Genomic DNA, 20,774 nt, shown 5'->3' with positions numbered 1-20,774 from the left:
AGGCGGCACTCGACCCATGGCGCTCATCGCTCTCGCCGCCGACAAGGGTTCCCCCGGCGTCACCACCGCGGCCGTCGCACTCGCGGCGGTCTGGCCGCGGCGTGTCCTGCTCGCCGAGGCGGACCCGGCGGGCGGTGACCTCGTCTACCGCAGTGCCGCCGCGCACGGCGGACCGCTCAACCCCAACACGGGCATGCTGTCCATCGCGGCCACCGCGCGCCGCGGCCTCGTGCCCGACCAGCTGTGGGACCACGTACAGCCGCTGAGCGGAGGGCTGGAAGTCCTCGTGGGCCTCGGTGTCGCCGAACAGGCCGCCGGGCTCGCGGGGTTGTGGCCGACCCTCGGGCACGCCTTCGCCTCCCTCGCCGACTCCCCGAACGCCGCCGCCGACGTCATCGCCGACTGCGGACGCGTCAGCGGGGACACCCCGGCCGTCGAGCTGTTCCCGCACGCCTCGCTGGTACTGCTGCTCTCCCGCACCGAGCCGGAGGCCCTCGCCCGCGTCCGGGACCGCGCCGCAGCCCTGGCCAACAAGCTGCACGGCGGGCCGCGCGGCGCCGCGAGCCTCGCCAACCCGGTGATCGGCGTCGTCCTGATCGCCGACACCGGCACGGCCGGGAAGCTCGCCTCGCAGGTCAACGACATGCTCGTGCACGCCCAGACCGGTGCCCGAGTGGTCGGCACCATCGCCGACGACCCGGCCGGGGCCGACCAGTTGGCCGGCCGCAAGCGCGGCCGTCTCGACAAGTCGCTGCTGATCCGCTCGGCCCGCAAGGTCGCCGCCGACCTGTACCAGCAGTACGGCGCCGCCTGGGCCGCCTCCGCGCAGGCCAACCAGGCGCCGCAGGCCCACCACGCCCCGCACGCCCCGGGCCGGATGCAGGGCCACGCGGGGGCCGGAGCATGACCGCTGTCGACCACCAGTTGGTCAAGCGGTTCCGTCAGGACGCCGGCGACCGCATCGCCGAGCAGCGCCGACAGGACCAGGTCGGCGTCACTCCGATGTCCACGGAGGACGAACGGCAGTACGCCCGCGCCGTCATAGCCCAGATCCTGGAGGAGTACGCCCGCGCCGAGATCAACGCGGGCCGGACACCGCTGGACGCCGAGACCGAGGAGCAGTACGCGGCGGCCGTGCACGCCGCGCTGTTCGGCGTCGGCCGGCTCCAGCCGCTGCTGGACAACCCCGAAGTCGAGAACATCGACATCAACGGCTGCGACCAGGTGTTCATCGGGTACGCCGACGGCCGCGAGGTGCAGGGCGACCCGGTCGCCGAGACCGACGAGGAGCTCATCGAGCTCATCCAGGTGCTGGGTGCCTACTCGGGGCTGTCCTCCCGGCCCTTCGACTCGGCCAACCCGCAGCTCGACCTGCGCCTGCCCGACGGCTCGCGTCTGTCGGCCGTCATGGACGTCACCCGGCGCCCCGCGCTGTCCATCCGCCGCGCGCGCATGGGCAAGGTGTTCATCTCCGACCTCGTCGGCAACGGCACCCTGACCCCCGAGGTCGCCCACTTCATGGCCTGCGCGGTCCGCGCCCGCAAGAACATCATGATCGCCGGGGCCACCAACGCGGGCAAGACCACGCTCCTGCGCGCCCTCGCCAACGAGATCCCGCCCCACGAGCGCCTCATCACCGTCGAACGGGCCCTGGAGCTCGGCCTCGACACCTTCCCCGACCTGCACCCCAACGTCGTCGCCTTCGAGGAGCGCCTGCCCAACTCCGAAGGGCAGGGCACCATTTCGATGGCGGAACTGGTGCGCCGCTCGCTGCGTATGAACCCCTCACGGGTCATCGTCGGTGAGGTCCTCGGCGACGAGATCGTCACCATGCTCAACGCCATGTCGCAGGGCAACGACGGCTCGCTGTCCACGATCCACGCCAACAGCTCGCACGAGGTCTTCAACCGTATTTCCACCTACGCGCTGCAAGCCACGGAACGGCTGCCCATCGAGGCCAGCCAGATGCTGATCGCGGGCGCGGTCAACTTCGTCGTCTTCATCCAGCGGCGCAACAACTACGGCAACGGCGGCCGCCTCCAGCGCATGGTCACCTCCGTCCGCGAGGTCAACGGCGTCGACGGACGCGTGCTGTCCAGCGAGGTGTTCGCGGAGGCCCCCGACGGCCGGATCGTGCCGCACGCCCCCATAGCCTGCCTGGAGGAACTGATGGCACACGGCTACCGGCCGACCGGGACCTGGGGGTGAGCCGGGGATGACCACGAACCTCGCGGCACTCGGCTCGCTCGGCTCCATGGGCGGCCTGTTCTCCACCACCGTCCTGTACTCGATAGGCAGCGGCGTCGCCGTCGGCGGTGGCCTCGCCCTGCTCCTCGTCGCCGTACGCGGGCTGCCCGCCAAACCCGACCACGAGAAGCAGAAGGCCGCCGAGCGGGCGAGCGAACTGATCCGCTTCGCCGGGCAGCGCGGCTCGCTCGCCGCCATCGTCGGCCTGGTCGTCCTCGTCCTCACCCGCTGGGTGGTCGCGGGCCTCGCGGCCGGTGTCCTCGTCTTCTTCTGGGACCGCCTCTTCGGCGGCGCCGGTGAGGAACGGGCCGCCATGCGCCGCGTGGAGGCGTTGGCCTCCTGGACGGAGTCCCTGCGCGACACCATCGCCGGCGCCGTGGGCCTGGAGCAGGCCATCCCGGCCTCCGCCCGTGCCGCAGCACCCGTCCTGCGACCCCACCTCGACGCCCTCGTCGACCGGCTGCGCGCCCGCACCCCGCTGCCCGAGGCGCTCCAGCAGCTCGCCGACGAGATCGACGACGCCTCCGCCGACATCATCGTCGCCGCCCTCATCCTCAACGCCCGGCTGCGCGGCCCCGGTCTGCGCCAGGTCCTCGGCGCCCTGGCCAAGTCGGCCCGCGAGGAGGTCGACATGCGTCAGCGGGTCATGGCCCAGCGCGCCTCGACCCGCAGGTCCGTGCAGATCGTCGTCGCCGTCTCCATCGCCTTCGTCCTCGGCCTGTCCATCTTCAACCGGGACTTCGTGGCGCCGTACGGAACGGCCGTCGGCCAGCTCGTCCTGGCCTGCGTCTGCGGCCTGTTCGCGCTCGGCTTCTGGTGGCTGCGCAAGCTGTCCACCATCGAGACGCCCGAGCGCTTCCTCGTCCGCGACGAGGCCTCCGTCCAGTTCGTCCGCCCGCGGACGCCGTCGCACGCGCAGTCCCAGCAGCGGCTGCCGCAGGAAGAGGGGGCGCGCTGATGGACCTCACGATGCCGCTCGTCGTCGGCGCCGTCATCGGCCTGGGCGTCTACGCCCTCGTCCGTGCCCTCATGCCCAGCAAGCGCAGTGCGATCTCGCAGGTCGCGCGGATCGACGCGATGCGGGCCCGCGGCTCGGCCTACGAGTCGGCCCGCGTCGAGCGGGAGAAGGGCCGCCTGGGCGCGCTGCGCGCCGAAGTCGGCCTGCGCGTCTCGGAGTTCTACCTCCAGCAGGGCTGGGAGCAGCGCTCGCTGCGCGCGGACCTGGCGGTGCTGGACCGCAGCTGGGAGAAGTTCCTGGCGACGAAGGTGCTGCTGGGCGTGGCCGGCCTGTTCTTCGGCCCGTTCCTGTTCGCCATCGTCTACACGCTGGGCTTCGGCCGCAGCCCGATCATCCCGGTCTGGCTGGCCCTGCTCTTCGCGGTCGTCTTCTTCTTCCTGCCCGACCTGGAGGTACGGCGGGACGCCGCCGAGAAGCGGCGCGACCTGCGGCGCGTGATCGGCGCCTACCTCGACCTGGTGTCGATGAGCCTCGCCGGCGGACGCGGTCTGCCCGAGGCACTGATGGCCGCGGCCGAGGTCTCCGACGGCTGGGCCAACCAGCGCATCCGCAACGCCCTGTCCGACGCCCGCATCACCGGCGTCAGCCAGTGGCAGGCGCTCGGCGCGCTCGGCGAGGAGATCGGCGTGGAGGAACTCAAGGACCTCTCCGCCTCCCTGGCCCTGGTCGCGGACGACGGTGCCAAGGTCCGTGAGTCCCTCGCCTCCCGCGCCGAGACCATGCGCCACCGCGAGCTCGCCGAGATCGAGGGCAGCGCGGGCGAGAAGTCCCAGTCGATGCTCGTCGCCCAGCTGCTGCTGTGCGCCGGGTTCCTGGTGTTCCTGATCTTTCCGGCGGCGATGCGGGTGTTCCAGGTGCAGTGAGCCGTGCGTGAGCCTTGCGGTGAGCTCGCGGTGAGCTCACAGTGAGCGACCTTCACAACTCCAGAACTTCCGTGAACCGATTTCGAAAGGACAAGACGTCATGAACGGACGTAACTTCCACACCGGCATCCCCGCCGTGGACTTCCTCGTCACCTTCCTCCAGGCGCGCACCGAGCGGGCCCGCTCCGGCGAACTGGACCGCGGTGCCTCCGCGGTCGAGTGGGTCATCATCTCCGCGGTCGTCGTGGCGATCGTGGGTGTCGTGGCCGCCATCATCAACGCCGCGCTGAGCGAGGGCGCCAACAAGGTGGGCGACTGCATCAAGGGCGCGGACGCGGGCAAGACCTGCTGACCGCCTCAGGATCACAAGGAGCATCAGGGCAACGGGGTTCACGGGGATGCCGGCAGACGTCAGCAGACGGATACGCCGCTGGGTACGGGCCGCACGGAAACGGGTGGCCACCCGCGGCGACTCGGGCATGACCGCGATCGAGTTCGTGCTGCTCACCCCGGTGCTGTTCTTCATGATCTTCGCGACCGTGCAGTTCGCCCTGTACTTCTTCGCGGACCACGTCGCCCAGGCGGCGGCCCAGGCCGGAGCCCGCAAGGCCCGCGCCACGGCCGACGAACAGCCCGGCGGGTGGCGGGGCGAGGCACGGGACGTCGTGGACAGCTACATCCAGCAGCTGGGACCGCAGTTGGTGCTGTCCCCGGACGTGACGATGGTGCAGCCGGAGCCGAACACGGTGGGCGTGGAGATCGCGGCCCGGGTCCCGACGGTGTTCCCCGGGCTGGACCTCACCGTGCACGCGCAGTCGGCCGGGCCGGTGGAGCGGTTCGTACAGGAAGAGGGCAACTGAATGTCCGTCCCCTCTCCCGGGAAGGCCCGCCGCGCCGCGGACGACAGGGGCCTGTCCACCGTCGAAGTGGTCATCCTCGCACCGGTGATGATCCTGTTCATCCTGGTCCTGGTGGCCTTCGGGCAGCTCGTGGACGGCCGGGGAGCCCTCGACGGCGCTGCCCGGGACGCGGCCCGCGCGGGGTCGATCCAGAAGGACCACGCGACGGCCATGGCCGAGGCGAAGAAGGCCGCGGAGGCGAACCTGGCGGACGTCTGCTCGGGCCCGGTGAACGTCGTGCAGACCAGCCAGGGCTTCGAACCGGACACCATCTTCACGGTCGAGGTGAGCTGCCAGGTGCGGGGTCTGGCCATGCTCGGCCTGGACGTGCCGACGACGCTGACGGCGAGCTTCAGCTCCCCGCTCGACCCGTTCCGGAGGACGGTGTGAGACTCTTCCGGCCCTGCCGGCCGTCGTGGTGGACGGCCCGCGGCGTGCGTCTGGACGACCGCGGTTCCGGTGCCGGCGCGGTCATCATCTTCACGCTCGTCTTCCTCTCCCTCGCCGCGTTCGTCATCGACGGCGGCCTGTCCATCTCCAAGCGGGAACGCGCCGCCGACATCGCCGAACAGGCCGCCCGCTACGCGGCCCAGGACATCGACCGTGACGCCCTCTACGAGAACGAGGGCGGTCCCGCGCCGATCAACTTCGAGAACTGTGACGCCCGTGTGAAGGCCTTCGCGCGCGAGATGGACATGACGGGCGCGGACATCGGCGCGACCCACTGTGTCGCGGCGAACGCGGAGCAGGTCGAGGTCGAGGTGCAGCTCACCTACTCCCCGGTCTTCACGGGCATGTTCTACGGCGGTGACGTGGTGGTCCACGGGCAGGCCGTGGCGCAGAACGAGGTCGGCTGAGCCGGATCCCGAACATCCCGCGAATCTGCACACCGTTCACTGTGAGGTCGGGGTGGAGTGGGGAAACCGCCGGGCCCGGGCCGGTTTCCGCGCTGCGGACCGCATTCCAGTAACGCGAAAACGGCGGAAGGTGTGAAGGCCACGAGGTCCCCGGTCACCGAATGACCACAGCCATGAATGCGTCTCAGGCTTTCCGTCCGCTTTCCCATCCACGGACTGGGCATCGACTGGCCGCCCCTACTCCGGCGTGCTTTGATCGGTTGCGATCAAGCAATTCGAATGATGAAACGAAGGGAACCGCCCCTCATGGCCTTCACCCCGCAGATCCAGACCGCCCAGATGTCCGACGCCGAACTGGACACCATCGCCGGCGGCCAGGCGGGCGCTGCCGCGGGTGCCGCAGCCGGTCTCTACGTCGAGACCACGGCCGCGGGCCTCACCGCGGGCGTGGGCGGCGGCCTGGGCCTCGCCGTCTCGCCGCACGGCATCGAGGCGGACCTGCACCTCAACGCGGCCGTCGCTCACTGACGCACGCATGAAAAAGGCGCCCGGGCTTCGGCCCCGGCGCCTTTTCCCCTCTCTCGGACAGGGGCCTACTTCCCCCCGCCGTCTCCCTTACCGCCCTTACCGCCCCGCTTGTCCTCGGTCTTCACGGCGTCGTTCACCTTTTTGGCGAGTTCGTCGTCCAGCTTCTTGAACTCGCGCACCACGGCATCGGACATACTCGCCAGCGCGTCCAGCTGCTGCGTGATGTCCTCGCGCCCGTCTTCCCAGTTGGATTCGAAATCGCCGAGTGCGTCATTGACGCTGCCGTCGCCGATGTCGTCCTGGTACGACTCGAAGAGCTTCTTGGTGTGATTCAGCCGGGTCTTGATGGACCGCAGCCGGCGCCCGTAGCCCTCCAGGTCGGTCAGCGGAAGCGCGAGGTCGCTCTTGCCCTTGCCCATACGGCTGCCCCCAAGGTCCGGCACTCTGACGCCGGTTGAACCGTACCCGGCCCGTTCTTTCCGTCGTCCGTGCCCGACCTGTGGCGCTCAGCGATTGATCGACTGGATTTCCTGGACGTCCATGTCCTGCGTCGTCTCGAACGTGCCGTCGGGCAGGTCGCCACCCGTACCGTCGGAGCCCTGCCAAGTGATCTTCCAGGTGACGCTGGCCGACAGTTGGTAGGGAGTGCCGTCGGTCGCGCGGAGGTAACGGATGCCGCACGGTGGGGTCTTGTCGGCGGCGCCCTTGGTGTACGGGCTGCCGATGGAGCCGTCGTCGTCGATCTCGCAGTCGCCGGAGGCCGGGAAGACCTCGGCGTCCGCGGTGCCCGGGTCCAGGTGGAGGGCGACCGGCTTGGCCGTCGTCTCCGCCCACAGGCCCGTGCCGGGGAGCTCCGCGCGGACCTTGACGTCCTTGAACGTGCCCTTGTCGAGCCAGACCCAAGTCGGCAGGTTCACCGTCGACCTGGCCGCCGGCTTCAACTCAACCTCGGTTGCCGGGACTTTCACCTTGTCGTAGGCGTACTCGGCGAGGACTTCCGGAGTGGGGGCGTTCGGCACGTCGGGGATCTCGCCCGCGTCCTGCCAGAACATCAGCCGGCTGCACAGGGACGTGTCGTCCAGCTCGGTCACGTTCGGCGCGACCCCGCGCCAGAAGTAGCCCTTCTTGCCGAGGTTGTAGTCCTTGTACCCCTTCACGGTCGCCGGCTTCGTGAAGATGGTGGTCGCGTCCTTCTCGTCCCGGAAGTGGTCGGTCCACAGCTCCGATCCGTACCAGCCGTCACGCAGACCGGCGTCACCGCTGCCGTCGTTCTCCGAGAAGTTTTTCAGCTGCTCCGGGGTGAAGACGGGCTCGTACCAGCATGGCGGCGGCTTCCAGTCGACGTCCGTCGACGCGACGGTGCCCTGCTTGCCGCCGGTGGGGCCGCTTGTCTGAGTGACCTTGATGCGGGAGTGCGAGGCGGAAGCGGAAATCTCGTCGTTCTTGGCCCCGCCGCCGTAGCTGCCCTCGCCGCCCAGAGCGACGGCGGGTACGGGTGCGAGCAGGGCCCCGGTGAGCGAGAGAAGCAAGAGGGGCCGGGTGGCGTGTGAGGACCTCACTGCGGGCAGCCACCCCGCTCCGAGCGGGCCGACACTGCCTGCCAGACACCCTGGGGGCTCTTGCCCATGGAGATCACGTAGAAGACCTCGGGGTCCGTGCCCGCCGGGTTGCCCTTGACCTCACCGGTCTTGCGGTTCCTCGTCGAGGCCTTGCTCTCATCGGTGCAGTAGGAGAGGGACGCCGCCGCCTTGTCCTTGGAGAGGGTGACCTTGGGGTCGAACACGGGCAACTTGCCTATGACGGCCAGGTTCTTGTCCGTGTAGCTCTTGATCCACTGCCGGCTCTGCAGGAAACCGTTCTTCGTGTCGTAGAAGGCACGGTTCTTGCTGTCGGGGTCGTTCTCGATGATCGCCTCATACCCGGCACGGAGCTGCTCCTTGCCGTCGTCGAGCACCGCCTGCTCCACCGGATCACTGCTCGTCCAGTTCTCGAACTTCAGCTGGAAGCTGCCGGGCAGCTTGATGACCGGGCGCTTGACGTCGGGTGCCGCGGACGACTTCGACGCCGTCGGGCGGGGGGAGTTGTCGCCCGCGCCCTTGATGTCGTCCGACGACGCGTCATCGCCCCCGCCACAGGCGGTCAGAAGCAGCGCCGCCGCCGTGGCGAACGCTGTGGCAGTGGTGGTCAGTGCGCGGCGGGCCACAGTTGATCTCCCCCGTGAGTTTCGTTGTACGCGACAGGGAACGAAGCTATCAGGGGCGGGGCGTGGCACTTTGAGGGCCAGCGGTGGATTGCGTGGGGATCGTGAGAGGCCTGCGTGGCACGTGCGAAGACGGCGCCCGCGGATGCCCGGCCCAGGGGCGAACACCCGTGACCCCAGGGGCAAATCGGACGACCGTGGGGATCCTGTGATCCGCCCTTCGACGACCCCGATAAGAGTCCATAAGATCTCTGTAGGCTCAGCACACCCCTTACTCACAGCTCGGCCTCACCTCACTTCACACACGACCCCAGGACACCCGCCATGCCGCGACGCCGCACCTCAAGCTCGACGGGAAGTACGTCGGGAAGTACGACGGGAGCGGCGGGAACCACGGCCGCCCCCAGGAACCGGACCCCGCAGCCGGTGACGATCCGGCGGCGGTCGTTCGGGGACTTCCTCAAGGCGTTCCTCGCCTTCGTCGCCCTGGCCGTGCTGCTCGTCGGCGTGCCGGGCGCGCTCGCCACCCAGATCGGGTGGCCGCTGCCGGACGGCATGCCCGGGCTCGACTGGCTCCAGCAAGAGATCACCGTCCACACGTTCCTGAACATCCTCACCGTCATCGTGTGGCTGGCGTGGGCCCAGTTCACCGCCTGCGTGCTCGTGGAGATGAAGGCCGCGCTGTCGGGTGTCGGCGTGCCGGGGCGGGTGCCCGGCGCCGGGCCGAGCCAGCTGCTCGCCCGGCAGCTCGTCGCCGCGCTGCTGCTCGTCGGCGCCACCGCCGCCAGCTTCACGCCCGGCCTGTCGCAGCTCGGGCACGGCTACGACGCCAACCAGAAGCCGACCGTCGCGGCCGCCCAGGCCACCCCGGGGATCTTCGCCCAGCAGCAGGAGCAGGCCTCCGGCGCCGCGGCCGCCCTCGCCGAGCAGGCCTCGCACGCCGCCGCCCACGCCGACGCCGGCGGCAGCACCGCCCGGCAGGGCGACACGAAGTACTACCGGATCCAGCCGCCCGAGGGACGTCACCACGACTCCCTGTGGGAGATAGCCCAACGGCACCTCGGTGACGGTCGCCGCTACAAGGAGATCTTCGAACTCAACAAGGACCGCGTGCAGCCCGACGGGTCCAGGCTCTCCGAGGCCAGTCTCATCCGGCCCGGCTGGATCATGGAGATGCCCGGCGACGCCCGCGGCGGCGACCTCGTCGAGATGCCCGACGAGGCCCCCCATGTGTCACCCGACGTGCAGCAGCAGATCAGCGACTACGCCCGGACCGGCGACCACGCCCAGGGCGGAGGCGGAGCCCAAGGCGGCAGCGACCACGCGCAGGGCGGCGGCGCCACCCACGTGTCCGTCCCCGACCGGCAGCGGCCCGTCCACGACGGCGGCCACCAGCAGGCCACCGCCGTCGACACCGGGTCCGACAGCTCCTTCGGCCTCCCCGAGGCCCTCCTCACCGCGCCCCTCCTCGCCGCCGGTCTCCTCGGCGCCCTGGGGCGGCGCCGCCGGCAGGCCCTGTGGCAGTCGGCGTTCGGATCCGTCGGCGGCCGGCGCGGCATGGAGCCGCCCACGCCGACCGGCGACGCCCAAGACGTCCAGGACGCACTGCTCGTCGGCGCCGACCCCGAGGGCGTGAGGCTGCTCGACCGGTCCCTGCGGGGCCTCGCCGCCTCCCTCGCCGAGGAGTCGCGCGCCCTGCCCGTCGTCTACGCGGCCTGGCTCAGCAACGGCGACCTGCACCTCCAGCTCGCCCAGCCCGCCGGGAAGCCCCCGGCCCCCTGGCAGCAGGGGCAGGACCAGACGTTCTGGATGCTCGCCCGCGCCGACGCCGAGCGCTACGAGGACGTCGACACGGCCGCCCCCTACCCCGGCCTCGTCAGCCTCGGCACCATGGACGACTCGCGGCTGCTGCTCAACCTCGAGGCCGTGCCCGGCATCGTGTCGCTGAGCGGCCGGGAGGCCGACCGGGCGGCCGTCTTCGCGTCCGTGGCCGCCGAGTTGGCGACCAACGGCTGGTCGGACCGCATGACCATCACGCTCGTCGGCTTCGGGGAGGACCTCACGCCCCTCGCCCCGAACCGCATCCGGCACCTGGAGGACGTCGAGGCCCTCCTGGAGACCATGGAGGCCGAGACCCGGCAGCGGCGCGGAGCGCTGGGCGCCGCCGGCCACGACTCCGTCCTCACCGGGCGCACCGGGCCCGCCCAGCACACCCGCTGGGCCCCGCACCTCGTCCTGCTCGCCGCCCAGCCGTCCGCGGAGGACGCCGTCACGCTCGCCGAGTTGGCCTCCGACGCGAGCCGGCTCGGCATCGGCTACCTCGTCGGCACTGAGACCGGTGATCTGCCGGGCGCCGCCTGGGAGATGGAGATCACCGGTCAGGGCAAGCTGCTCGCGCCGCTCCTCGGGCTCGAACTCGACGCGCAGTTGCTGCCCGTGACCCAACAGCGGGCCGTGGTCGAGCTGTTCGTGGAGGCCGACCCGGAGCGCGAGAGCGACGGACCCACGACCACCCCGCCGTTCCTCGTCGACATCAGCGAGCAGGGCCGCCCGGCCGTGTACGCCCGGCTCGTCGGGCCGTACGAGATCATCGGCCTGGACACCCCGGACGGGGAGCGCAGCGCGCTGCTGCACGAGGCGCTCGCCCTGCTGCTCCTGCACCGCGAGGGCGTGCACCCGCGGGTGCTGTCCTCGGCGCTGTGGCCGCGCGGTGTCACCGACGACGTGCGCAGCGCGCTGCTCGACCGGCTGCGTGAGTGGCTCGGCACCGACCCCGACGGCACGCCCCGCCTCGCCACCGACGGCTCCGGCCGGCTCACGCTCGCCAAGACGGTCGTCTCCGACCTGGACGTGCTGCGGTCCCTCTACCACGAGGCCACCCAGGGCAGGGGCGTCGACAGCCGGGCCGTGCGCGGGCGGCTGCTCACCGACGCGCTCGTGCTGGTGCGCGGGCCGCTGCTCGCCGACCGGCCCGAGGGCCGCTACCGGTGGCTCACCCACGAGATCGTGGACGCCCAACTGCCGCTGCTCGTCGCGGACACGGGGCTCGCGCTGTGCGAGTTCCACATGGAGAAGGACCGTGCGGAGAAGGCCATCGAGGCGCTGAACGCGGCCCTGCGCACGGCCCCGGCCGATGAGCGCCTGTGGCACGCGCTGCTGCGCGCCACGCACGCCACGGGTGATTCGGACCGGCTGACCGCCCTCGCCACCGACCTCATCGGCCGCAGCGGGGCCCGCGGGCTGCCGCCGCGCACCGAGGCACTGCTCGACGAGCTGCTGCCGACGTGGCGTGACGCGATCGCAGCGGCGGGATGAGTAGCGGGCTGCTGGTCCTCGCCGCCGCGCTGTGGGGCGCGGCGGCGGGAGCGTTGCTGCCGCGCGCGGCCTACCGGTTCTCGGCGCCGTCGGGGGAGGCGTGGCGGCGGGAGTGCCCCGGCGGGCACGCCGTCAAGGGCTGGCTCGGACGGGCGGTGTGCGCGGAGTGCGCCGAGCCCGGCTACGGCCCGCGTACGGCACCGCTGGTGATCGCCACCGCCCTCGTCTGCGCGGCCACGGCCGCCGCGACGGGCACCCGGCCCGAGCTCGGCGTCTGGCTGCTGCTGGCCCCGGCCGGGGTGCTGCTCACGGTCGTCGACTTCCGCGTACGGCGCCTGCCGGACCCGCTCACCCTCCCCTTCGCCGCGACCGCCCTGGCCCTGCTCGGCGTCACCGCCCTCGTCCCCGAACACGCGGGCCACTGGACGACCGCCCTGCTGGGTTCACTCGCCCTGGGCGGTGGCTACTTCGTCCTGTTCCTCATCAACCCCGCCGGCATGGGCTTCGGCGACGTCAAGCTGGCCCTGGGCACCGGGGCAGCCCTGGGCTGGTACGGCTGGCCGACGGTCATGCTCGGCACCTTCGCCGGTTTCCTGCTGGGCGCGCTGTACGGCGCCGCCCTGGTGCTCACCCGCCGGGCCACCCGGAAGACCGCCATCCCCTTCGGCCCGTTCCTGATCGCGGGCGCGTTCCTGGGCCTGCTCGTGGGCGCGTACACGGCCTGACCCGGGCGTCCGGTGCCTCGGGTGGTCACCCGGCCGCGACGTCGACGACCCGATACGCGACGTACAGCCCGTACGCGGCGAGCAGAACGCCGAGCAACCGTGTCCACCCGGGCAGGGGGCGGCGCCGGTGCGCGGTCCGCATCCGCCGCAGCCGCACGACGGCGCTCACCACGCCGAGCACGGCCACGGCCGCGAACAGCCGGAACAGCACGGGTCTCTCGCCCACCGGGGCCTTCTCCACCCCGGCATCGGCCAGGACCAGCAGCAGGTACGGAGGCAGGAACAGGACCGGCCCCGAGTCCCGGGCTTCTGCGGGGCGGGCGGACTCGGTCATCGGGATGCCTCCTGACTGGGGTGACGCGGCCGACGCACCGGCAAACGCGTGGGATCCGCGCAACCGGCACTGACATGATGCTGATCATGACAAATACGCCCCCGTATCCGCCCGGTTCCTCCCCGTATCCCATCGGCCCGTCCCCCCATCCCGCTGCCCTGCCCCCGTTCCCCACCGCACCGCCCACCGACCCCGCCGGCCACCCCTACCACCGCCTGGACCGTGCCACAGGACGTCACCGCTGGTGGCGGCCGTTGGTCGGCACCCTGCTCCTGGCCGTCGCCTACTGTGTGCTCGTCCTGGTGCTGGCCGTCGCCTCCTACGTCCTCGGAGCAGTACTCGGCGTCCCCGAACTTCCCGACGGGGGACCCGACTTAGGGGTACTGGGGAACACCGCGACGGACCTGGTGTCCCTCGCGATAGCCCTGCCCCTGGTGCTGCTGGCCACGCTGTGGCCGGCGAGACGGCCCGCCGGCACCGTCACCTCGGTCACCGGGCGGCTGCGGGTCCGCTGGCTCGGGTGGTGTCTGCTGGCCGGGCTGCCGCCCGTCCTCCTGCTCACGGTGATCGCCTTCTTCCTGCCGGGCGACTCGGACGCGTCCGGCACCTGGGTGGGCTGGGGTTCCTTCCTCACGGCGCTGGCCGTCCTGGTCCTCCTCGTCCCGCTGCAGGCAGCGGCCGAGGAGTACGTCTTCCGGGGCTGGCTGACCCAGGCGGCCGGGGCGTTCGTGCGCTCCCCGTGGATCGCCGTGCTCCCGCAGGCCGTGCTGTTCGCCGCCGCCCACGGCTGGGGCACCCGCTGGGGCTTCCTGGGTCTGCTGGTGAACGGCCTGGTGGTGGGCCTGCTCACGATCCGCACCGGCGGTCTGGAAGCTGCCATCGCCCTGCACGTTTTGAACAACCTGCTGGCCTTCGGCGCCTCGGCCGCGGTCGTCGACGGACTGGCATCGGACGAGACCGCGGCCGACGCGCCCTGGCCGCTGGCCCTCACCGCGGTGGTCACCGACCTGCTCTACGCCGCGCTCGTGCTGTGGCTGGCCCGGCGGCGCGCACCGCAGCGCCTCTGGTCCCCGGCACCGTACGACCCCGCCCGCACGGCCTGACGGCCAAGCCCCCGGCACCGTACGACCCCCCGCACGGCCTGACGTCCGGCCCGGGGAACCCCTGGCGTACGCTGGGCTCGTCCGTCCACAACCCTTACGAAAGGGACGCCCGGTGACCGAGAAGGCCGACCTTCAGCCCATCCTCGACCGTGCAGCCGCCGGTGGGCGGATCACCCCGGACGAGGCGCTCGTGCTGTACCGGGACGCTCCCCTGCACGCCCTGGGAGCCGCCGCCGACGCGGTGCGCCGCCGCCGGTACGCCGGGACCGAGCACATCGCGACGTACATCATCGAGCGCAACATCAACTACACGAACGTCTGCGTCACGGCCTGCCGCTTCTGCGCGTTCTACGCCGCCCCCAAGGACACCGCCAAGGGCTGGACGCGTGACCTCGACGACATCCTGCGCCGCTGCGCGGAGACCGTCGAGCTGGGCGGCACGCAGATCATGTTCCAGGGCGGCCACCACCCGGACTACGGCGTCGAGTACTACGAGAAGCACTTCAAGGCGATCAAGGACGCCTTCCCGCAGCTGGTGATCCACTCGCTGGGCGCGTCCGAGGTCGAGCACATGGCCCGGATCTCCAAGGTGAGCGTGGAGGAGGCCATCCAGCGCATCCACGCCGCCGGGCTCGATTCCTTCGCCGGTGCCGGTGCCGAGCTGCTGCCCGAGCGGCCCCGCAAGGCCATCGCCCCGCTGAAGGAGTCCGGCGAGCGCTGGCTGGAGATCATGGAGATCGCCCACAACCTGGGCGTGGAGTCCACCTCCACCATGCTCATGGGCACCGGCGAGACCAACGCCGAGCGCATCGAGCACCTGCGCATGATCCGGGACGTCCAGGACCGTACGGGCGGCTTCCGCGCCTTCATCCCGTACACCTACCAGCCGGAGAACAACCACCTGAAGGGCCGCACGCAGGCGACGCTCTTCGAGTACCTGCGGATGATCGCCATCGCGCGGCTGTTCATGGACAACATCGCCCACATCCAGGGCTCCTGGCTGACCACGGGCAAGGAGGTCGGCCAGCTCTCCCTGCACTACGGCGCGGACGACCTCGGCTCGATCATGCTGGAGGAGAACGTGGTGTCGTCGGCCGGTGCCAAGCACCGGTCCAACCGGATGGAGATCATCGATCTGATCCGGAAGGCGGGCCGGGTGCCCGCCCAGCGCGCCACCACCTACGAGCACCTCGTCGTCCACGACGATCCCGCGAACGACCCCGTCGACGACCGTGTGGTCTCGCACATCTCCTCCACGGCCATCGAGGGCGGCACGGCTCACCCCGAGCTGAAGCTGCTGGCCCCCAACTGACCCCACCGTGCTGACGATCCACGCCGCCCCGCTGGTCCTGCCGGCGGGCGCGGACCCCGGCACGGACGCACCCGTCGTGGACGGTGCCGTCGTGGTGGACGGCGACCGGATCATCGCCGTCGGGCCGTTCGAGGAGACCGTCGAGGACGCTCCGGGCGCGCGGGTGCGGCGCTGGCCCGGCGTGCTCACCCCGGGGCTGCGCCAATGGCACGCGCTGTGGCTGCTGCGCCAGTGCTACCACCCCGACCCGCGCGAAGCCGACGAGCTGGGTGAACAGCCCCTGTGGGGCGAGCGGTTGGCCGCCCTGGGCGACCTCACCGAGACCCGCTGGTCGGGCAGTGTGCGGCGCGGAGTGCAGCGGATGCTGCGCTACGGCACGACCGCGGTCGCCTCGCCCGGAGCCCGTTTCCGCGACCCCTTGGTGGCCACGGCCGTCGCCCGGTCCGGGCTGACCGTCGTGGGCACCGCCGGGGCTCCCGGCACGCTCCTCGGTGAGCGGCCCGACCTCGACCCGTTCGCCGAGGGGTACGACCTCCGCGGCACGGTCCACGGCCCGTTGACCGTCGGTGGCCGGGCCGACCTGGCCGTGTTCGACGTACCCGGCGAGGCGGCCCTGCGCGAGCGCGGAGCGGTCACCTGCGTCGCGACCGTGCTGGGCGGCCGGCTGGTGTACCGGGCCCGCTGACCCCGGGGCCGGATCAGCCCGCGAAGGCCTTCCCGAACGCCCCGGCCTCCTGCGTCACCCCGCTGCAATCCGTCGCCGCCTTCGCCGAGTCGGAGCCGTCCGCGCACTGCCGGTCCCGGGCCGTCGCCCACATCGACACCCAGGCGATGCCCTTCTCCTCGGCGAACGCCCGCACCTCGGCGGCGTCCGCGAGCGTGAACGTCTCGTTCGCCACGTCGTTGACGCCGATCATCGAGGTGAGCGCCATGCCCCGCCAGGCGGCCGGGTCCGAGGTGCCGAAGGTCTTCTTCAGCTGGGCGTGCGCGGCCTTGGCGGCCGTGAGGGCGTAACCGCCCATGTCACCGTCGTACGACGAGCCGTAGTTCATCGTCATGAGGTTGACGGTGGAGACCTGTACGCCCTTGTCGTTGGCGGACGCGAGCAGCGCGAGGCCGTGCTTGTCGAGCCCGGACGGCATCACCGGGAGCGTGAACGAGACCTCCAGGTCGGTGCGTTCCTCCTGCAACCGTGCGATCGCCTCCGAACGCAGGGCGATGGAAGCGGAGTCGGACAGTTCGTCGCCCTCGATGTCGAAGTCGGCCAGGGTGGCGCCCGCCGCGTCGAGGGCCTCGCCGTACGCCGCCGTCAGCTTCGCGGCGTTGTCGCAGTTCACCGCGAGTTCCTTGCCGGAGGCGCCGCCGAAGGAGACCCGGACCCGGGCGCCGTCCGCCTTGAGCTTCGCGATGCGGGAGGCGACCTTCGCGTCATCGACGGCGTGCGTGCCGTTCCAGCGCGGTGTGCAGTCGTCGCCGTCGGCCAGGACGAACGCCAGGTTGTAGGTCGTGGGGGAGCCGGCGGTGTCGGTGCCGGCGGCCTCGGTGGCGCTGAGGTACGGGGCGTACGAGGTGCCGGCCGCGGCCGTCGCCGTGGGGGACGTGGCGGCCTCGGCGGCCGGCCGGGCGGCGTCGCCCTGCCCGGAGCACGCGGCGGTGGCGAGGGCGAAGAGACAGCCCAGTCCGGCCGCCACCGGTTTCCGGTAACTCCTCATGACGTGCGCTCCCGTTCTCGTGAGGATGGTGGTCGGACAGGAAGTACGTTTCCCGGCAGCAAACGTCTCACGAGGTCGGTTGCGGGCGGCGATTTCCGCGGGCTTTCCCGGGAACTCTCGGAGAAAGGGAGGGTTGCGTCGTTTCTCGCGGGTCTCTCACAGGAAGCCGAGTTTAGAACACATAAGGCGCCCTCCTGTCCGGGGAATGCATTCCGGGCCTGCCACCGAAATCCACGCCCCTCGCGGTCGCCGCCGCAAACGCGGCAACGGGTACGTGGCCGTCCTCGCCGCCGCGTTCCCTGGGGTGGGGGACGTCCCTGACGCCGTCGCGGTTGCTGCCGTTCGCGGGTGCGGAGCCAGGCCCCCGGAGGCCGCGAGCGCCACCACAGGCCCTGTGGTCGGCGGGGTTCGTCGCGCCGCTGAGGTACGCCAGGGCCGGCACGCGAGCAGCCGCGGCTCCTGCCCGGAGGGCGGGCTGCAAGAATGGGCCCGTGACCCGCGCATCCCTGGACAAGCAGCCGCACGAAGTCGCCTCGATGTTCGACGACGTGGCGGAACGGTACGACCTGACCAACGACGTGCTGTCCCTCGGCCAGGACCGGCGGTGGCGCAAGGAGGTAGCCAAGGCGGTCGACGCGCGCCCCGCGCAGAAGATCCTCGATCTCGCGGCGGGCACCGGCACGTCCTCGCTGCCCTTCGCCCGCACCGGCGCCTACGTCGTCCCGTGCGACTTCTCGCAGGGCATGCTCCAGGTGGGCAAGCAGCGCCAGCCCTGGCTGCCGTACACCGCCGGCGACGCCACGCGGCTCCCCTTCAGGGACGACACCTTCGACGCCGTCACCATCTCCTTCGGGCTGCGCAACGTGCAGGACACGGACGCGGCCCTGCGCGAGATGCTCCGGGTGACCCGGCCCGGCGGGCGCATCGTGATCTGCGAGTTCTCGCACCCGACGTGGGCGCCGTTCCGCACGGTCTACACCGAGTACCTGATGCGCGCCCTGCCGCCGGTCGCCCGGGCCGTGTCCTCCAGCCCCGACGCCTACGTCTACCTCGCCGAGTCCATCCGCGCCTGGCCCGACCAGCCCGCCCTGGCCGAGCGGCTGGGCAAGGCCGGCTGGTCCCGGGTGGCCTGGCGCAACCTGAGCGGCGGGATCGTCGCCCTGCACCGGGGCTTCAAGGCGAGCTGAGCACCATGGACGGGTCGCCCGGCTCGTCCAGCTCGCGCTGCGGACCGCCCCGGGGCGGACGGGGGATGCGCGGTTCGTGCACGCCCCCGCCGCCCTCCCCGGGCCCGAAGTCGAACCACACGTAGACCATCGAGTCCCGCGGCACCTCGGCCCCGGGCTGCGGGTACTGGCGTACGACGTAGTCGACGACGGCGAGTGGGGGCTCCGGCCGGTCCGGCGTGGTGAGGAGGAGACCCCGCGCCCGGGCCGTCTCCCGCGCGTCCACGGCCATCAGCCCGACCAGACGCGGCACGCACACTTCGGGTGTCTTGCGGGATATGTGCACAGATGTCACCCCCAGCGGTACGGGAAGGGTAACTCCGGCCCCGTACCGACCGGAAGCGACAGATGTCGTTCTGTGGCAGACGACTACGGTGCGTCAACGGCCCGGAGATCGAGCCGGTAGCAGTGCCCCGCCCGCTGCGAGGCCGGGGTCGTGAACGTCTCGGCCAGACGCATCCCCAGCCGTTGCGTCACCGCGATGGACCGGCTGTTGCGGGCGTCGACCATCGCGACCACGCCCGGGACGCCGACCTCCCGCATCCGCTCCAGGGTCCGCTGCGCGGCAGCCGTCACATAGCCCTTGCCCCAGTGCTCCCGGCCCAGCCGCCAGCCGATCTCGATCTCGCCGGCCGGGCCCCAGGACCGCTCCCACGGCTGGGCGCCGGTGAAGCCGATGACCTGCCCCGACTCGTCGAGCACGGTCCACAGGCAGAAGCCGAGCTCGGCGTCGTGCCGGCGCTGGCGGGCGGTGAGCTCCTCGTAGACCGAGAGCTCCGCGGCCCTGCCGCCGTGGAACTCCATGACGTCCGGGTCGTCGAAGATCCGGTGCCACGCGAACGCGTCCTCGTGCGTGGGGACTCGGAGCCGTACGTCGGGGAGAGCTCGATTCACGGGGCAGCCCTTCAGCCGGGTGATGAATACCGCTGCATAGACTGCCCATGTCGAGTGCCGCTCGGCACATCAATTCCGAACCTTGGGGAGATCCCGCCGTGAGTGTCGTGACCGAGCCCCTCTCGGAGAACACCGCCGATGTGATCGTCGTGGGCGCGGGGCCGGCGGGCTCCACCACCGCCTACCACCTCGCCAAGGCGGGGCTCGACGTCCTCCTGCTGGAGAAGACCGAGTTCCCCCGCGAGAAGGTCTGCGGCGACGGCCTCACCCCGCGTGCGGTCAAGCAGCTGGTGGCCATGGGCATCGACATCTCGGAGGAGGCCGGCTGGCTGCGCAACAAGGGGCTGCGCATCATCGGCGGCGGGGTGCGGCTCCAGCTCGACTGGCCGGATCTCGCCTCCTTCCCCGACTACGGCCTCGTCCGCAAGCGCGACGACTTCGACGAGCAGCTCGCCCGGCAGGCCCAGAAGGCCGGCGCCCGGCTGTTCGAGCGGTGCAACGTGGGGGCGCCGATCGTCGACGACCGCACCGGCCGCATCACGGGCGTGCACGCCAAGCTCGGTGAGGAGAAGCGCGAGGTCACCTTCCACGCGCCGCTCGTCGTCGCTGCCGACGGCAATTCCACCCGGCTGTCCCTGGCGATGGGCCTGCACCGCCGCGAGGACCGGCCGATGGGCGTGGCGGTGCGCACGTACTTCACCAGCCCGCGCCACGAGGACGACTACCTGGAGTCCTGGCTGGAGCTGTGGGACCGCCGCGGCGCCGAGGACCGCCTGCTGCCCGGCTACGGCTGGATCTTCGGCATGGGCGACGGCACCTCGAACGTCGGCCTGGGCGTGCTCAACACCTCCGACTCCTTCAAGGAGCTGGACTGGCGCGAGGTCCTCAAGGCCTGGTGCGCGTCCATGCCGGAGGACTGGGGCTACACGCCGGATCACATGACCGGCCCGATCCGCGGCGCCGCGCTGCCGATGGCCTTCAACCGCCAACCGCACTACACCAAGGGCCTGCTGCTCGTCGGTGACGCCGGCGGCCTGGTGAACCCCTTCAACGGCGAGGGCATCGCCTACGCCATGGAGTCCGGACAGATCGCCGCCGACGTCATCGTCCAGGCCCACGCCCGGCCGACGCCCGCCAGCCGTGAACTGGCCCTCCAGCGCTACCCGCGCGTCCTCAAGGACACCTACGGCGGCTACTACACGCTCGGCCGCGCCTTCGTGAAGCTCATCGGCAACCCGAAGGTCATGCAGATCGCGGCCCAGCGCGGTCTCACGCACCCGATGCTGATGAAGTTCACGCTGAAGCTCCTCGCGAACCTCACCGACCCCACGGGCGGCGACGCGATGGACCGCATCATCAACGGGCTGAGCCGAGTGGCCCCGAAGGCCTGAGCGGGCGGACGACGTGCGCGCCCGCCCTGCGGGCGCGGGTGACTGGCGGGTGCGGGTGAGACCGACGGGGCCCCGGCCTGCCGTCACGCGTTCGACGCCGCGATGCCGACAAGGGGCTTTTCGGGCGTACGGGACCACCGGCCCGTCAGG

At 71.5% G+C, this 20,774-nt stretch carries 23 protein-coding genes; 16 read left to right on the top strand and 7 right to left on the bottom strand.

Translation table 11 applies throughout. From position 1 onward, the window contains the following. The first annotated feature begins 16 nt into the window (after nucleotides 1-16). The 9 genes from ACFZDI_RS05515 (at nucleotide 17) to ACFZDI_RS05475 (ending at nucleotide 6,412) form a co-directional block, all read left to right on the top strand. Nucleotides 17-907: a hypothetical protein gene (locus ACFZDI_RS05515; protein WP_391247860.1), complete on the top strand. Its 891-nt coding sequence runs from the start codon at nucleotides 17-19 to the stop codon at nucleotides 905-907. After that, nucleotides 904-2,208, top strand: coding sequence for an ATPase, T2SS/T4P/T4SS family (locus ACFZDI_RS05510; protein ID WP_391247858.1), 1,305 nt, complete (start codon nucleotides 904-906; stop codon nucleotides 2,206-2,208). The genes ACFZDI_RS05515 and ACFZDI_RS05510 overlap by 4 nt, the downstream gene beginning before the upstream one ends. 46 nt (nucleotides 2,209-2,254) lie before the next feature. Then, nucleotides 2,255-3,205 (top strand): type II secretion system F family protein, encoded by a 951-nt coding sequence (locus tag ACFZDI_RS05505; protein WP_391248057.1) that lies wholly within the window; start codon nucleotides 2,255-2,257, stop codon nucleotides 3,203-3,205. Next, a complete protein-coding gene (locus ACFZDI_RS05500; RefSeq protein ID WP_361109682.1) occupies nucleotides 3,205-4,128 on the top strand; it encodes a type II secretion system F family protein in 924 nt (307 codons plus the stop codon). Before ACFZDI_RS05505 ends, ACFZDI_RS05500 begins: the two co-directional genes overlap by 1 nt. Before the next feature lie 100 nt (nucleotides 4,129-4,228). Next, nucleotides 4,229-4,480 carry a hypothetical protein gene (locus ACFZDI_RS05495; protein ID WP_010041603.1) on the top strand — a complete coding sequence of 84 codons (252 nt, stop codon included), beginning with the start codon at nucleotides 4,229-4,231 and terminating at the stop codon, nucleotides 4,478-4,480. Between the two features lie 46 nt (nucleotides 4,481-4,526). Beyond that, entirely contained in the window at nucleotides 4,527-4,988 is a 462-nt protein-coding gene (locus ACFZDI_RS05490) for a TadE/TadG family type IV pilus assembly protein (protein WP_391247855.1), read from the top strand. Next, nucleotides 4,989-5,417 (top strand): TadE/TadG family type IV pilus assembly protein, encoded by a 429-nt coding sequence (locus ACFZDI_RS05485; protein WP_234848654.1) that lies wholly within the window; start codon nucleotides 4,989-4,991, stop codon nucleotides 5,415-5,417. Nucleotides 5,418-5,461: 44 nt separating this feature from the next. Beyond that, nucleotides 5,462-5,884 (top strand): pilus assembly protein TadG-related protein, encoded by a 423-nt coding sequence (locus ACFZDI_RS05480; protein ID WP_391247853.1) that lies wholly within the window; start codon nucleotides 5,462-5,464, stop codon nucleotides 5,882-5,884. Nucleotides 5,885-6,190: 306 nt separating this feature from the next. Further along, nucleotides 6,191-6,412 (top strand): hypothetical protein, encoded by a 222-nt coding sequence (locus ACFZDI_RS05475; protein ID WP_234848652.1) that lies wholly within the window; start codon nucleotides 6,191-6,193, stop codon nucleotides 6,410-6,412. Between the two features lie 65 nt (nucleotides 6,413-6,477). Here the strand turns inward: ACFZDI_RS05475 and ACFZDI_RS05470 are convergent, their stop codons facing one another. The 3 genes from ACFZDI_RS05470 to ACFZDI_RS05460 all read right to left on the bottom strand — a co-directional run bounded on the left by ACFZDI_RS05470 (nucleotide 6,478) and on the right by ACFZDI_RS05460 (nucleotide 8,615). Further along, nucleotides 6,478-6,831 carry a hypothetical protein gene (locus tag ACFZDI_RS05470; RefSeq protein WP_391247851.1) on the bottom strand — a complete coding sequence of 118 codons (354 nt, stop codon included), beginning with the start codon at nucleotides 6,829-6,831 and terminating at the stop codon, nucleotides 6,478-6,480. 87 nt (nucleotides 6,832-6,918) lie between these two features. Continuing rightward, a complete protein-coding gene (locus tag ACFZDI_RS05465) occupies nucleotides 6,919-7,941 on the bottom strand; it encodes a hypothetical protein (protein WP_391247849.1) in 1,023 nt (340 codons plus the stop codon). A gap of 26 nt (nucleotides 7,942-7,967) precedes the next feature. Beyond that, nucleotides 7,968-8,615: a hypothetical protein gene (locus ACFZDI_RS05460; protein WP_391247847.1), complete on the bottom strand. Its 648-nt coding sequence runs from the start codon at nucleotides 8,613-8,615 to the stop codon at nucleotides 7,968-7,970. 321 nt (nucleotides 8,616-8,936) lie between these two features. Between ACFZDI_RS05460 and ACFZDI_RS05455 the strand changes: the two genes are divergently transcribed. Continuing rightward, a complete protein-coding gene (locus tag ACFZDI_RS05455; RefSeq protein WP_234848646.1) occupies nucleotides 8,937-11,927 on the top strand; it encodes a bacterial transcriptional activator domain-containing protein in 2,991 nt (996 codons plus the stop codon). Beyond that, nucleotides 11,924-12,652: a prepilin peptidase gene (locus tag ACFZDI_RS05450; protein WP_391247845.1), complete on the top strand. Its 729-nt coding sequence runs from the start codon at nucleotides 11,924-11,926 to the stop codon at nucleotides 12,650-12,652. Before ACFZDI_RS05455 ends, ACFZDI_RS05450 begins: the two co-directional genes overlap by 4 nt. A gap of 25 nt (nucleotides 12,653-12,677) precedes the next feature. Here the strand turns inward: ACFZDI_RS05450 and ACFZDI_RS05445 are convergent, their stop codons facing one another. Then, entirely contained in the window at nucleotides 12,678-12,986 is a 309-nt protein-coding gene (locus tag ACFZDI_RS05445; protein WP_234848644.1) for a hypothetical protein, read from the bottom strand. Nucleotides 12,987-13,072: 86 nt separating this feature from the next. On the opposite strand from ACFZDI_RS05445, the gene ACFZDI_RS05440 reads away from it, so the two are divergent. From ACFZDI_RS05440 to ACFZDI_RS05430, 3 genes are all read left to right on the top strand, one after another. Next, nucleotides 13,073-14,089: a type II CAAX prenyl endopeptidase Rce1 family protein gene (locus ACFZDI_RS05440; protein WP_391247843.1), complete on the top strand. Its 1,017-nt coding sequence runs from the start codon at nucleotides 13,073-13,075 to the stop codon at nucleotides 14,087-14,089. Between the two features lie 112 nt (nucleotides 14,090-14,201). Further along, complete coding sequence (gene mqnC, locus ACFZDI_RS05435) at nucleotides 14,202-15,401, top strand: cyclic dehypoxanthinyl futalosine synthase (protein ID WP_391247841.1); 1,200 nt, start codon at nucleotides 14,202-14,204, stop codon at nucleotides 15,399-15,401. Between the two features lie 7 nt (nucleotides 15,402-15,408). After that, on the top strand, nucleotides 15,409-16,086 hold the full coding sequence (locus tag ACFZDI_RS05430) for a hypothetical protein (RefSeq protein WP_391247839.1): 678 nt from the start codon (nucleotides 15,409-15,411) through the stop codon (nucleotides 16,084-16,086). Between the two features lie 13 nt (nucleotides 16,087-16,099). Here the strand turns inward: ACFZDI_RS05430 and ACFZDI_RS05425 are convergent, their stop codons facing one another. After that, nucleotides 16,100-17,113, bottom strand: a complete 1,014-nt coding sequence (locus ACFZDI_RS05425; protein WP_391247837.1) for a chitinase — start codon at nucleotides 17,111-17,113, stop codon at nucleotides 16,100-16,102. Between the two features lie 491 nt (nucleotides 17,114-17,604). On the opposite strand from ACFZDI_RS05425, the gene ACFZDI_RS05420 reads away from it, so the two are divergent. Then, the gene (locus tag ACFZDI_RS05420) at nucleotides 17,605-18,300 is read left to right on the top strand and encodes a demethylmenaquinone methyltransferase (protein WP_234850772.1); all 696 of its coding nucleotides are present in this window, start codon (nucleotides 17,605-17,607) and stop codon (nucleotides 18,298-18,300) included. Here ACFZDI_RS05420 and ACFZDI_RS05415 read toward each other — a convergent pair. Together ACFZDI_RS05415 and ACFZDI_RS05410 are read right to left on the bottom strand one after the other, a co-directional pair. After that, complete coding sequence (locus ACFZDI_RS05415) at nucleotides 18,287-18,634, bottom strand: PASTA domain-containing protein (RefSeq protein WP_308287594.1); 348 nt, start codon at nucleotides 18,632-18,634, stop codon at nucleotides 18,287-18,289. The genes ACFZDI_RS05420 and ACFZDI_RS05415 overlap by 14 nt on opposite strands. 74 nt (nucleotides 18,635-18,708) lie before the next feature. Further along, nucleotides 18,709-19,233 (bottom strand): GNAT family N-acetyltransferase, encoded by a 525-nt coding sequence (locus ACFZDI_RS05410; RefSeq protein WP_391247834.1) that lies wholly within the window; start codon nucleotides 19,231-19,233, stop codon nucleotides 18,709-18,711. Nucleotides 19,234-19,331: 98 nt separating this feature from the next. Here ACFZDI_RS05410 and ACFZDI_RS05405 point away from each other — a divergent pair, with 98 nt between their 5' ends. Beyond that, entirely contained in the window at nucleotides 19,332-20,624 is a 1,293-nt protein-coding gene (locus ACFZDI_RS05405; RefSeq protein WP_361109647.1) for a geranylgeranyl reductase family protein, read from the top strand. Nucleotides 20,625-20,774: the final 150 nt, after the last annotated feature.

Source organism: Streptomyces sp. NPDC007907 (assembly GCF_042959365.1).
In the GTDB taxonomy this organism is placed as follows: domain Bacteria; phylum Actinomycetota; class Actinomycetes; order Streptomycetales; family Streptomycetaceae; genus Streptomyces; species Streptomyces indiaensis.
Note: the sequence above shows the minus strand (reverse complement) of the source record. Positions and strands in the feature narration are given on the sequence as shown.